The sequence below is a fragment of the Pseudomonas graminis genome (genome assembly GCF_013201545.1).
Taxonomy (GTDB): domain Bacteria; phylum Pseudomonadota; class Gammaproteobacteria; order Pseudomonadales; family Pseudomonadaceae; genus Aquipseudomonas.
In genome coordinates, this window is the sequence record NZ_CP053746.1 from 4,737,957 (window position 1) to 4,750,499 (window position 12,543).

Consider the following 12,543-nt stretch of genomic DNA (forward strand, 5'->3'; position numbering starts at 1 on the left):
GCAAAATCAATAAGTTAAGAAAAGAGTTAAAGGGGTCCGCCCCCTCTAACTCACTCTGACTTTGGGCATAGTTATCGATTGATAAAGATATCGATATCATCAAGAGCATCCTGAGCTCTACCAGACAAGGTCCTGTGCTTAAGCTTTTCAAGTAGCACCGGCATGACTAAAGATTTGTCGATTACTTTGTGCATGCGGGCAACATGACCTATGCATGTCAGTGCCAGTCCTCTGACGTCCTCGTTGCGATGATTCTTTATTGCTTCTATGCACTTAAGCTGAATCCATTGCGGATCATCAATGTTAAAACACAGATACATAAGTGCATCCGTAGCTACCTCCGCATCTTCCGACCGCAACATAACATCGAGCTCCTCTTGGCTATATGGGGGGGTGGTAGCGCTCATTTTTTGATCTTCCCTTTGCCTGTTACCATGCCAGCTTTTCTGAATGCCCATTGTTGTTCGTTGTGCAAATCGCACCAGCAACGTACGTGCCCATGAAATTCTTCGTCACCATTTGGGTAAGTTTCGGTCTTATCCAGCACGACGAACTCCTTATTTTCTACATCTAGCCCGACTCGTCTATGGGAGGTTTCCTTAACTTGAACTGAATTATTCAGCGCTACTTGGCCGTTCGTTGGCGCACGGCTTTTAACTGCATTGTCTGAGGTTCCGTGATAAGGAGCATTCTTGAATATCCGAGCTAATCCTAGAGGATCGATCCAAGCGGTAGGATTCGGCACATATTGGTAGAGGTTCAGCCCACCACTGTAGCCAATCGGGTCCTTGCTGATGAACCGCCCGACCCTTGGATCATAGTACCGATGGCGGTTGTAGTGCAGGCCGGTTTCGTGGTCGTGGTATTGGCCCTGAAAGCGGATTGGGTTGGTTAGGCCGATCTGTTGGGCGAATTTAGAGCGCTGCTCTTGGGCCTCTCCCCACGCTTTGTATTCGGCGCTCCAGGCGGTGTTGCCGTTTTGATCGGTGATTTCCTGAGGCGTGCCGAGGTGGTCGCATTGGTACCAGGCGAGGGCGTCGATTGGCAGTGCGACAGGTTTGTAGTTCCAGAGCGGGTCTTCTTTGAAGTTATAGCGACCGGTGTAAGTTGGTTGGCTGACGAGACGGATCGTTTCGTGGCGGATGGCCTGGGCTACCGGGACGAAGGTGCCGGGCTCGTGGATGTAATGCACCGTGCGGCCGAGGGCGCCGACGTATGGCGGCGGGCTGCTTTCCCAAGCCAGGTTGTCGCCATCCCAGCCGTACAGCGTGAAGCCGCAGCCAAGCTCGTGTTCCTTGCGGGCGTGTTTGTTTTCATTCCAGCCGGTACCGGCTTCCGGGCGTGGGCGGTAGTGGGCTTTTGAGAGTTTGTAGAGGCGACGTCCGAGGGGGTCGTAGCCGAAGTCGACGGTGAGGCGCGGATCTCGGAAGTGCGCCAGACGATCGAAGAGGTCCCAGTGCAGTTCGCTGCGCAGTCCGTTGGTCCAGCGCGTTGTCTGGTTGCCGCGTTCGTCGTATTCGTAGTGGTTGCCGGCGTAGTCGCACAGCAGGTTGTCGATCAATTTGTGGCGGATTGGCTCGGGATCGAGGGGACGTCGTGTTGGTGCGGCGCTGTCGTCGAGCAGGTTGCTGGCCGGGTCGAAGGCGAAGGTTTCTGTGCCGAGGCGGCTCGTTGCGGCGAGCAGGCGGCTGACCGGGTCGTATTTATAAGCAAGGACCCCACGGCAGCTGTCGTTGATGTCGGTGAGTTGGCCGGCGGCGTCGTAGGTGTAGGCGCGTTTGATGAGCGTGGATTTGTCGTCTGCTCGGCCCAGTAGTTGCTCTTGCAGGCGTCCCGCCGGGTCCCAGCTTTGGGTTTGCAGCAGTTGGTTGCCCTGATGGCGGGCGACTTCGCGGTGCAGATCATCGCGCTCGTAACTGAGCAGTTCGTGCTCGTCGAGCTTCAGACCGAGCAGATGGCCACTGCCGTAGGTCAGCCAGCTGACGCGATGGCCGTCCGGGCGGATAGTTGCGACGCGGTTATTGAGCGCGTCGTACTCGTGCTGCCAGACGGCAACCAGTGGCTTATCCAGGTTCGAGTAATGCTGGTGCTCGCGCAGCAGGTTGCCCGCTGGATCGTGAAACCATTGCAGCTTGCTGATGGCGTTGGTCGCCATGACCAACTGGCCGTTGCCGTCGTAGGCAAAGGTTTCGCTCTGGGACTTTTCGCCGAGGGTTGCACGGCGTTCGGTGAGACGGCCCATGGGGTCGAAGGTCAGCGCAATCGTGCGCTGGCCATTCACCGTCTGAGCAAGCTTTCCTGTTTCGGGATCGTATTGATAGCGGCTAGAACGCCCATCGAACCCGCGCTCCTCCAGCAGCCTGCCCACAGGATCGTAGTGAAAATGCGCACGGCGCTCGTTTTCGTTTTCCAGCGCTACAAGGCGCCCCAGTTTGTCCCAGCGGTAACGCAAGGTTTGCTCGGCAGCGTCGACGCGTTCGGCGATGAAACCTGCAGCGGTGTAACGCCAGGTGGTGCAGCGTTCAAGGCCGTCCGAGTGGGCAAGTAAGCGGCCTTCGGCGTCGCGGCTAAAACGTTCTTCGGTTTTGTCCGGGTGTTTGATCAACACCAACTGGCCTGATTTATATTCGTAAGCGGTGCTATGCCCGGCCGGGTCGGTGAAGCGAACCATCTGGCCGCGATCGTCGTACTCCCAAACACTCAGCTTGCCGGAGCAGTCGGTGTACTTAACGAGTTGTCCGGCGTCGTTGTAGGCCAACGCCTTTGTATTGCCGTTAGCGTCCTTGATGGCCGTAGGAAGCCCGAACGTGTTGTAGGCGTATTCGGTTGTGTTCTCTAGCGGATCAATCGCTTCAACGAGATTTCCGCGAAGGTCATAGTCCCGTTTCCACAGCCCACCCTCGCCATCGCTGATCTTGATCAGGTGGCTTTTGTCGTCGTAGGCGTAATTCATCACGCTGTGATCAGCGCGGGTGTGCTCGGTCAGGTTGCTGAGTTTGTCGTAGCGATAGCGGTCGGTACTGCCGTCGGTATGAACGTGGCGGATGATGTTTTTCGCGGCGTCGCGGAAGAACCATTCGGAACGGCCATCGGCATGACAAATGCGGTAGGTGTAACCCAGGCTGTCGTAGTAATGCCGGGTTTCATGACCCAAAGCGTCAGTGACGTAGGTCAGACGGATGTTTTCATCCCACGCCAATCGCGTGTCAAAACTGCCGTCGTCCGCCCATTCGCGGATGGCTTTCGCGTCGGGGCCCGTGCCTTGCCACTGCAAATTCAGGCCGCGATTGGTGCGATCGGTGTAGCGGGTGATCAGGTGGTCTTGATACTGGTAACGCCAAGCGGCGCCGTTCTCATCCTGAGCCAGGACAAGATCGCCAGAATCGTCGTACTGATACGCACAGAGTTGGCGTTTGACGGCGCCGTCACGAACTTCCCAAAGGCCGGTCAGACGCCCCTGATCATCAATCAAAGTGCCCAGACGAAGATGGACTTTACTGACATCTTTCTCCGAGTACGTCACCAACTCGGAGAGCATCAAACGCCCATCATGTCGATGCTCGTAATGCAGCATCACCCCAGCGCCGTTGGGCAGCACTGTGTTAATCAGAACAAACCGCTGTCCACGCCGAACATAGGTCTCCCTGTGATCCAGGCCACGCATCAGCAATAACCGATCTTCGCTGAGGCGAACGACCGTCAGGTTTTCAATGGCGTTGAAGTGAAACAGCTTGACCTTGGGAAGAGGGAATTCATGGCTACGCCCATCGGAGTCATGAAACACCAAACCATCGCCGACGAGATCAAATCGCGTGGTAAACGGCGTGATCCAACGCGCACCGATGACATCCTGATCGTAGGCATCCAGACTCGAGCAATAAGTCCGAGTCCACTCAATGGGAAGCGGCCCTGGCAAACTAAAGTCGGTATGACTGACCGACTCAGAACCCATCGCAAAACTAATACTGTTGGCCGTAGAGGCGCAGGCACAATTCTTGAGCTCGTTAGGCCGCCCCTTGGCAGGCTTCTCGTGCTGAACAACCTCAAGCTTCCCTTCACCGGCCCTGCGCTTGGCCTGATTCACCACCCCGGGCTTGATGTTGAACGACTGCCCATGCCCGTTGCGCGCACGCCAACTGACGACCGCTCCCTCCAAGGTCACCAGCAACGCAGCGATAGAATGCTGAGCCCCGGGATCCGCAAGCCCCTTAATTTGCGTGCGAGCCTGAAGAGCCAGGTCACGCAATAACCTGGCCTGCCTGCCCACCTCCTTTTTAACCGCTTCAGGCACAAGGTGTTCGACGGCGCCATTCACCGCACCCTTGCCCGCCGCAACGCAAACCTCCGCAGCCGCCGCAAAAATATTCCCAATCGCCGCCTGAGGATCGTAGGCCCAAAGATCGCCTGCGGCCTGAACCAGCTGCTGCGCCTCAAGCAAATCACCCTTGGCATTCAGCTCCGGGTTAACCAGCTTCTCCAGACCGGCAGCAATCTGGAAGAGCACGCCTTCCCCGAGCTTCCCGGCGTTCTCAAGAATCCCCGGCAGCTTCCCCTGCGCCTGGGTCACAAAGTCATCAAGCGTCCCGACAATGGTGGCATTGAGGTGCCCGATCAGCACCTCGATCAGCGCATCGCCCAACAGCATCTTCCCCGCCTGACGCATCTCCTGACGCACCAGAAACAGCATTGGCCGTAGGCTCATACGTGCCGCCGCCATGCCCGGCGGGATGGGGACCATGCCGATCAGGTTGATGCCCAAACTGACCCAATCCAGCGGGTCGCGCTCGTCACTGGTCGCCAGCCGAGCGATGTCATTCAGCGCATCGACCAGCGCCATGATGTTGCCCACCACCGGCAGCCCGCCGGCCACGCTCTTGATCCGTTCAAGCGAAACGACCCCGCCGCTGATGCCCTGCAGCCAGGCATCGACATTGGCCGCACCCGCTCCCACGTCCTCAAGCTGAATCAGATCAAGTGGAACGATCGCCACCTGCGGCTTGTTTTTTGCGTCGCTGCTGGACGTAACTGCGGGGTTTGCCAACGGTGCTCTCCGTGCTCAAAAAAACCATCCGAAGAGGCGTGAATGCCAATCCGGGGGGCACGGAGATATCAAGGGCTGTGCCAACTATGAATTAGCCAAGCAAAATCAATAGCTTAAGAAGAAAAACAGGAGGATTTGGCGAACGCCAACCCAGACAACAAAGCAAAAGTGCGCAAGAAGTTGCGCACCCCTGCGCAACTTCTTGCGCAGTCGTCTGCAGGCCACGGACAACGTGGCCTCAAACGTATTAACCACACAAACTTCAACCATCGAGTGCGCAACTTTTTGCGCATCATGGCACTACAGCATTAACGCCCTAACCGGCCCCACCCGATCACTCAAGCACCACTCCTCTACCCTCCCGCGCGGCCAGAATGCGTGGCAGGTTTTCCTCGATCCAGGTCGTCAGCCCGTCCATCTGCAACGCGACCTCTTCACCCATTGCAGTCAGCCGATATTCGACATGGGGCGGCACCACGGGCAGTGCCTTGCGGTCAACAAACCCGTCCTGTTCCAGGCTTTGCAGCGTCTGCGAAAGCATCTTCTCGCTAACACCGCCGATCTTGCGCCGCAGTTCGCTGAACCGGTGCATGCCGTCCAGCAACACCACCAGCACCAGCACGCCCCAGCGGCTGCACACATGATTGAGGATCTCCCGCGACGGGCAATCCCTGGCCAACACCTCACCGGTACGGATGCGCTCCAGCAAGGAAACGCTGACTGCTGCGGGAATAGCACTGTCGTTCATCACGCTTACCTTTTTGTGCGTACTTACGAAAGGTTAGCACGGTGATTATGCTTGAGGCTCATTCAATCTCGTTCGGGACTCATCATGATCGTCATCACCGGTGCATCAGGTCAGCTAGGCCGCCTCGTCATCGCCCAATTGCTTGAAACCGTACCCGCCTCGCGTATTGTTGCGGCCGTCCGTGACCCGGCGAAAGTGGCCGATCTTGCCGCCAAGGGCGTCCAGGTCCGCCAGGCCGATTATTCACAGCCCGCCACGCTGGACCGCGCCTTCGAAGGTGCCGAGAAGGTCCTGCTGATCTCGTCCAGCGAAGTGGGCCAGCGTGTCACTCAGCATCAGGCGGTGATCGATGCGGCTAAACGCGCCGGGGTGAAACTGCTGGGTTACACCAGCGTGCTCCACGCCGACACCTCCGCGCTGGGGCTGGCCGAAGAACACAGGCAAACCGAGGCGGCGCTGGCGCAATCCGGCGTTCCGGCGGTGGTGCTGCGCAATGGCTTGTACCACGAAAACTACACCGCCGGCGTGACCCACGCGGTGGCGAACGGCGCGCACTTTGGCAGCGCGGGTGAAGGCCGAATCAGCTCTGCCGCGCGGGCCGACTACGCACGGGCGGCAGCCGTTGTGCTGACAGCGGCTGAGGATCAGGCGGGCAAGGTGTACGAGCTGGCCGGCGACGAGTCCTACACGCTGAAGGAATTCGCCGCTCAGATCGCGGAGCAATCCGGCAAGCCTGTTATCTACACCGATCTTCCAGAAGCCGATTACAAGGGTGCGTTGCTGCAGGCCGGGCTTCCGGAATTCGTCGCCGAGTTACTCGCCAACTCCGATACCGCCGCCGCCAAAGGTGCGCTGTTCGACGACAGTCGGCAGTTAAGCCGCCTGATGGGCCGGCCCACCACGCCGCTGGCCAGCAGCATTGCTGAAGCGCTACCCCGGTAAGCTCGTTGCCGCCCCCCGTCCCGAAACAGCAACCGCAAGCGCAAGCGCAGGCGGGCGGCGCGCCAGCACGGGCAGTGAATGATTTTCGCCCTGCACGGTCGGAACTAATGACAGCGCATCACGCGCTGGCCAAGGAGTTTCGAATGAACAGCAAATCGCTCATTGCCGGTCTGGCGATTCTGGGATGCATTTCCGTTGTGAGTTTCACGGTGCAAGCCGCCGACGCCACGGAGCCGACCATTCAACCTTCCAGAGACAACATGCGGGAGCTGGAAGTAGGCAGCCGTTCACCGCAGGAATTTCAGCGCCCGGCAGCGGCCATCAAGGACTGGAAAACCAAGGGTCTGGAAGAACCGGCCAAAATGAGTCAGTGGGTGCGCATCAACGACAAGTACGTCGAAGTGCAGACCACCAACGGCCAGATCACCAAGATTGTTCCGATTGAAAAATAAGCCGGGGCACTGACCCAGCGCGCCGGGTTTGCGTGGCGCGCGCCAACGCCAAGAAAGTATAAGAACGACCAGAGGAATTCCCATGAACATGAAAAAACTGATGGCCAGTGTGGCCGTGGTCACTTGTCTGGGTGGGGCCAGCGCCGCCGCCATGGCGCAAACCCCTGCGACCAAGAGCGTGCAGGCGGAACACACCAATGAGCAGTACAAGGTCGGCGACACCACCCACGACCTGTACAAAGACGAGCGTGTCGGCGTCAAGGACTGGGAGGGCAAAGGCCTGCACGCGCCGAAGGAAGGTACGCAATGGGTGCTGATCAGCGATAAATACGCGCTGATCAACATGGAAGACGGCAAGGTCCTCGACATCGCGCCGGGCAACCTCAAACCGCTGAAAAAGTAATTACCGCTATGCCCGTCACCGTCACCGTCACCGTGCCCGACGCCCGTCGGGCATCGCTTTGTCCGCCTCGCCATGCAAACGCCCGCCCCCTTCGCTTTTCGCTGACAAGAAAGGTTGCAGCCTAACGATCGCGCCCTCTACTCTGCCGCTCTCGTCTGTTGCGCCATAGGCCCGGGTTCGATGTCTTCCGTCTTGAATGTTTTGCTGCCCATTTTCGCCCTCATCCTGGTGGGCTACCTCTGTCGCCGTACCAACCGCCTCGGACCGACCGCCGCCTCTGAAATCAACCGTATGGTGGTCTGGCTGTGTTTGCCAGCACTGCTGTTCACCGCTACGGCACGCGCCACCTGGGAACAGATCTGGCACCCGGGCTTTGTGCTGACCTTTACCCTGTCGACCATGGCGATGTTCGTCATTACCTTGCTGCTGCGGCGCAGAAAGGCGGGTCATTTTGCCGATGCCAGCATCGATGCCCTCAGCGCTTCCTACGCCAACACGGGCTACATCGGCATTCCGTTGTGCGTCATGGTGCTGGGGCAGGAAGGCCTGGAACCTGCGCTCATCGCGTCGCTGCTGGTGGTCTGCGTGGTGTTCGGCATCGCCCTGGTGTGCATCGAAATCGGCCTGCAAAGCGAGGCCCGGGTTCACCGCATCGTGCTCAAAGTGCTGCTGGCGCTGGCAAAAAACCCGTTGGTGGTGTCGCCTATTCTTGGCGCCTGCTGGGCATCGACCGGCGTGGCATTGCCGGGTGCGCTGGACAAATTCCTGACCCTGCTGGGTGCCGCGACGACGCCCTGCGCGCTGATTTCCCTGGGCCTGTTTCTCGCTCAGAAACAACAAGGCCCCCGTGAGGGCACGACGCTGCTGGTGCTGATCAAGCTGATTGCCCACCCGCTGTTGACTTGGTTTCTGGCCTTTCGGGTGTTTCACCTGCCGCCGCTGTGGGCCAACTCGGCGCTGCTGCTGAGCGCCCTCCCCACCGGCACCGGGCCGTTCATGCTGGCCGAGTATTACAAGCGCGAAGCGTCGGTGGTGTCGAGCACGATCCTGATCTCGACGCTGGGCTCGCTGGTGACGCTGTCGCTGTGCATTTATTACATCAACGGTTGACGGGCTGGCGTCGGGCAAAAGCTCGGGCATAGAGGTGGGTGCGTCGCAATGAACAAGCTGGACTTGCTGAAAACCTTCGTCAGGGTCGCCGAGCTGGCGAGCTTCACCCTCGCGGGTGATGCCTTGGGCTTGCCGCGCTCCACGGTATCGGAGCACGTGCGCAGCCTCGAAGAACTGCTCGGCGCGCGCCTGCTGTTGCGCACCACGCGCAAGGTGCAGGTAACGCCCGACGGGCAGGCGCTGTATGAACGCAGCAAGGATCTGCTCGGCCAGATGGACGAACTTGAAGGTTTGTTCCGGCAGGACAGCTCGGCGCTCAGCGGGCGGCTGCGGGTGGACATGCCCACCGCCATCGCGCGACGGCTGGTGCTGCCACGGCTGGGTGATTTTCTTGAGCGGCACCCGCTGATCGAACTTGAAATCAGCAGCACGGACCGGCGCGTCGATCTGGTCCGCGAGGGCTTTGATTGCGTGCTGCGCATCGGCGCGTTGCCAGACACGCCGCTGGTCGCGCGCAGCGTTGGCCTGTTTCGAATGATCAACTGCGTGAGCCAGGGGTACGCCGACCGCTTCGGCATTCCGCGGAATCTGGAAGAGCTGCAGCAGCACCGGCTGGTCAACTATGCGCCGGCATTTGGCGCTGCCGATGCGCTGTTCGAATATTGTCGCGAGGGCAAGGATTTCCACGTGTCGATGCCCTGCAGCGTGACGGTGAACAACATCGAAGCCTATGAAGCGGCGTGTGTCGGCGGGCTGGGTATCATCCAGATTCCGCGCCTGGCTGCCCCTTACCAGCAGCAGCGCGGTGACTTGATCGAAATCCTCCCCGAGTACCGGCCGACGGCGATGCCGGTGTCGCTGTTGTACGCCCATCGCCGACACCTCCCCCAGCGGTGCCGTGTGTTCATGGATTGGATGGAGGCATTGCTCGCGGAATATGGGGTTGAGCCGAAGGGATCGCGGGACCGGCATTAACAGGGCATCAAATGTCACACCGTGAAATTGATAGCGCGTGAACTGGCCTCTTCCCGGCTAAAGCCGGTCCCACGGGGATCGCGTAAAGCCAGCGGACCGGTGGAACCTGTCATGCCTGGATTCACTTCAACGCCGCGACCACCGCATCGAAGAACGCCATCGGGTCGAGGGGCTCTTTGTCCACCGGCTTGGGTTGGGCGCCGAAGGTGACGATCACGACGTTATTGGCCGGGTTGACGTAAATGTTCTGGCCCTGAATGCCGACCGCCGAATAGGCGCCGTCCTTCACCGAGGGGGCGGTCCACGCGGTCCACCACATGTAGCCGTAATCCAGGCTCTTGCCGCCCTTGAGGGTGGTCGGCCGCGTCGCTTCACCGACCCAGCCGTCCGGCAGAATCGAGGTACCGTTGATCTTGCCGTCGTTCATGAAAAACAGCCCGAAGCGTCCGTAATCCCGCAGCGTCGCGCTGATACCGCTGCCGCCGATCTCCACGCCGTCAGGCGAGTCCAGCCACCACGTCGCGTCGCTTTCCATGCCGAACGGCTGCCAGATCTTCTTCGACAGGTACTCGGCCAGCGGCATCTTCACCGCACCCCGCACAATCTCGCCAAGGACCTGGGTTTCGCCGGTGCTGTAGTTGTTCACCGTGCCGGGCTCGGCAGCGCGCGGCAGGCTCGCCATCAGCGTCATGGCCGAGTGAGGCCGCTGGGAAATCTGCGCCTTGAGCAAGGCCCTGCGGTCCGACGCCGGATCGGTGTAGGTTTCGTTCCACTTCACCCCCGACGACATCATCAGCACGTTGCGCACGGTCACCCCTTCATAGGCGCTGCCTTTGAGGGCCGGCACGTAATCCACCACCTGGCCGTCGAGGCCCTTGATCAAGCCATCTCTGATCGCCGCCGCCGTCAGGGTCGAGGTGATGGATTTGGCCATCGACATCGACATCCAGCGGGTTTTCTCGGTGTTGCCGCGCTGATACGTCTCGAAGACGATCTTGCCGTCCTTGATCACCAGCATCGCGGTAATGCTGTCCAGCGCCACGAAGTCGTACAGGTCGTACTTTTTGCCCTCGACGGTGAAGCGCACGTTGGGCAGTTGACGGTCTGACTTGGGCAGCGCATAGGGGTGTTCGCCGGCCTTGATGGTGTGGGTGGGAAACAGCCGGCCGATATTGCGATAGGTGCTGACCGCCAGGTCCGGGAGCATGGCGCCGTCGTAGATCTGCTCGACCGTGCCGATGGGCTCCTGGGCGTGGGGATAGTCGTCGGCCCACACGGTGGACACGGACACGGCGGCCAGCAAACTGACGGACAGGGCCAGCGGCCGGCTGAAGGCGGCAGGACGAAAGACGGGTGAGTGCATGACGTATCCTTTTTTTGTCGTCGTTAAAGGACGCTGAATTCCCGGCTAAGCCGGTGCTGCTGAAAGCACGCGCCCGCTCCAACCATAGCCCACCCACCGGCGTTGCACCGGGCGATCAGTTCACTGATTTCATACCCTGACATCTGCGATGACGTACGTGAGCGAAGCGAGGGCGAAAAAAAACCACCGCACGAAAGCGGTGGTTTTCAGGCTTGCAGAACGCGTCGGATCAGACCTTGACGATCCAGCCCGCCGGGCCTTCGATGTCGCCGGACTGAATGCCGGTCAGCTCTTTGTACAGGCGCTGGGTCACGGGACCGACGTCGGTTTCGCTGTGGAACACGTGCAGTTTGTCTTTGTAGCTGATGCCGCCGATCGGGGTGATCACCGCCGCGGTGCCGCACGCGCCCGCTTCCTTGAACAGGTCGAGCTTGTCGATGAACACCTCGCCTTCGGTGACCTTCAGGCCCAGACGGCTTTGCGCCAGTTCAATCAGCGACAGGCGGGTGATGCCCGGCAGCACGGAGGGCGATTTCGGCGTGATGAACTGGTCGTCGTGGGTGATGCCGAAAAAGTTGGCCGAGCCGACTTCTTCGATCTTCGTGTGGGTCAACGGATCAAGGTAAATGGCGTCAGCGAAGTTGGCTTTCTTGGCCTCGGCGCCCGGCATCATGCTCGCCGCATAGTTGCCGCCGACTTTGGCAGCGCCGGTGCCTTGTGGCGCAGCGCGGTCATAGCTGGAGATGACGAAGTTGTGCGGTTTCATGCCGCCCTTGAAGTACGGGCCCACCGGGATGCAGAACACCGAGAAAATGAACTCGGGCGCAGCGCGCACGCCGATGTTGTCGCCGACACCGATCACGAACGGGCGCAGGTACAACGCGCCGCCGGTGCCATAAGGCGGGATGAAACGCTCGTTGGCGCGGACCACTTGCTTGCACGCTTCGATGAACTGCTCGGTGGGCACATGGGGCATCAGCAGGCGGCTGCAACTGCGCTGCATGCGCGCGGCGTTCTGGTAGGGGCGGAACAGGTTGATCGAGCCGTCTTTGGCGCGATAGGCCTTGAGGCCTTCAAAGCATTGCTGGCCGTAATGCAGCGCGGTGGAGCCTTCGCTGATGTGTAGCACGTTGTCTTCGGTCAGGGTGCCTTGGTCCCACGCGCCATCGCGCCAGTGAGCCAGGTAGCGTTTGTCGGTCTTGATGTAGTCGAAGCCGAGCTTGTCCCAGTTAATGCTTTCGTTACCCATGACACCCTCTATGTCCAGGCCAGCGCGGCCGGGAGTGTCCGGCGTCTGGCGTTTCATCGATAAGGCCCGGAGCAGGACGCGACCCGTTCCGGTGTGTCGCCATATTACTGATTTTTCTCCGCGCAAACCGCCTCGCCGGCAGATGAGCTGAAAAAGATCCGCCGGGGCCCGCCCCAAGCGTTGGTGTTTGTGCCGTCTGTAGCAAAACCGCTGGCGGACCCGTGCAGTTTCGCCAATGTTGCCTATGGTGTGTAAATCGT

General features: G+C 59.9%; 10 protein-coding genes. 5 read left to right on the plus strand and 5 right to left on the minus strand.

Annotated elements, in window-relative coordinates; genetic code table 11:
- Window positions 1-71: 71 nt before the first annotated feature.
- The 3 genes from FX982_RS21210 to FX982_RS21220 form a co-directional block, all read right to left on the minus strand.
- Window positions 72-407 carry a hypothetical protein gene (locus FX982_RS21210; protein ID WP_172612445.1) on the minus strand — a complete coding sequence of 112 codons (336 nt, stop codon included), beginning with the start codon at window positions 405-407 and terminating at the stop codon, window positions 72-74.
- Window positions 404-4,870, minus strand: coding sequence for an RHS repeat-associated core domain-containing protein (locus tag FX982_RS21215; protein ID WP_254074844.1), 4,467 nt, complete (start codon window positions 4,868-4,870; stop codon window positions 404-406). The genes FX982_RS21210 and FX982_RS21215 overlap by 4 nt, the downstream gene beginning before the upstream one ends.
- Window positions 4,871-5,375: 505 nt before the next feature.
- Complete coding sequence (locus FX982_RS21220) at window positions 5,376-5,789, minus strand: winged helix-turn-helix transcriptional regulator (protein WP_172612449.1); 414 nt, start codon at window positions 5,787-5,789, stop codon at window positions 5,376-5,378.
- A gap of 84 nt (window positions 5,790-5,873) precedes the next feature.
- Here FX982_RS21220 and FX982_RS21225 point away from each other — a divergent pair, with 84 nt between their 5' ends.
- The 5 genes from FX982_RS21225 (at window position 5,874) to FX982_RS21245 (ending at window position 9,671) form a co-directional block, all read left to right on the plus strand.
- Entirely contained in the window at window positions 5,874-6,731 is an 858-nt protein-coding gene (locus FX982_RS21225) for an SDR family oxidoreductase (RefSeq protein WP_172612451.1), read from the plus strand.
- Between the two features lie 143 nt (window positions 6,732-6,874).
- Window positions 6,875-7,183, plus strand: a complete 309-nt coding sequence (locus FX982_RS21230; RefSeq protein WP_172612453.1) for an RcnB family protein — start codon at window positions 6,875-6,877, stop codon at window positions 7,181-7,183.
- A gap of 82 nt (window positions 7,184-7,265) precedes the next feature.
- A complete protein-coding gene (locus FX982_RS21235; protein WP_172612454.1) occupies window positions 7,266-7,586 on the plus strand; it encodes an RcnB family protein in 321 nt (106 codons plus the stop codon).
- A gap of 180 nt (window positions 7,587-7,766) precedes the next feature.
- Window positions 7,767-8,696 carry an AEC family transporter gene (locus tag FX982_RS21240; RefSeq protein WP_172612456.1) on the plus strand — a complete coding sequence of 310 codons (930 nt, stop codon included), beginning with the start codon at window positions 7,767-7,769 and terminating at the stop codon, window positions 8,694-8,696.
- Between the two features lie 48 nt (window positions 8,697-8,744).
- On the plus strand, window positions 8,745-9,671 hold the full coding sequence (locus FX982_RS21245; protein WP_172612458.1) for a LysR family transcriptional regulator: 927 nt from the start codon (window positions 8,745-8,747) through the stop codon (window positions 9,669-9,671).
- Window positions 9,672-9,792: 121 nt separating this feature from the next.
- On the opposite strand, the gene FX982_RS21250 is transcribed toward FX982_RS21245, so the two are convergent.
- Together FX982_RS21250 and FX982_RS21255 are read right to left on the minus strand one after the other, a co-directional pair.
- Window positions 9,793-11,034, minus strand: coding sequence for a serine hydrolase domain-containing protein (locus tag FX982_RS21250; RefSeq protein WP_172612460.1), 1,242 nt, complete (start codon window positions 11,032-11,034; stop codon window positions 9,793-9,795).
- Between the two features lie 229 nt (window positions 11,035-11,263).
- A complete protein-coding gene (locus FX982_RS21255; protein ID WP_172613133.1) occupies window positions 11,264-12,283 on the minus strand; it encodes a branched-chain amino acid aminotransferase in 1,020 nt (339 codons plus the stop codon).
- Between the last annotated feature and the right edge of the window lie 260 nt (window positions 12,284-12,543).

Bases quoted from the DNA above. Each gene is read 5' to 3' on its own strand.
- FX982_RS21230 (WP_172612453.1), top strand. From the start codon at position 6,875: ATGAACAGCAAATCGCTCATTGCCGGTCTGGCGATTCTGGGATGCATT.
- FX982_RS21210 (WP_172612445.1), bottom strand. From the start codon at position 407: ATGAGCGCTACCACCCCCCCATATAGCCAAGAGGAGCTCGATGTTATG.
- FX982_RS21255 (WP_172613133.1), bottom strand. From the start codon at position 12,283: ATGGGTAACGAAAGCATTAACTGGGACAAGCTCGGCTTCGACTACATC.
- FX982_RS21235 (WP_172612454.1), top strand. From the start codon at position 7,266: ATGAACATGAAAAAACTGATGGCCAGTGTGGCCGTGGTCACTTGTCTG.
- FX982_RS21250 (WP_172612460.1), bottom strand. From the start codon at position 11,034: ATGCACTCACCCGTCTTTCGTCCTGCCGCCTTCAGCCGGCCGCTGGCC.
- FX982_RS21245 (WP_172612458.1), top strand. From the start codon at position 8,745: ATGAACAAGCTGGACTTGCTGAAAACCTTCGTCAGGGTCGCCGAGCTG.
- FX982_RS21220 (WP_172612449.1), bottom strand. From the start codon at position 5,789: ATGAACGACAGTGCTATTCCCGCAGCAGTCAGCGTTTCCTTGCTGGAG.
- FX982_RS21240 (WP_172612456.1), top strand. From the start codon at position 7,767: ATGTCTTCCGTCTTGAATGTTTTGCTGCCCATTTTCGCCCTCATCCTG.
- FX982_RS21225 (WP_172612451.1), top strand. From the start codon at position 5,874: ATGATCGTCATCACCGGTGCATCAGGTCAGCTAGGCCGCCTCGTCATC.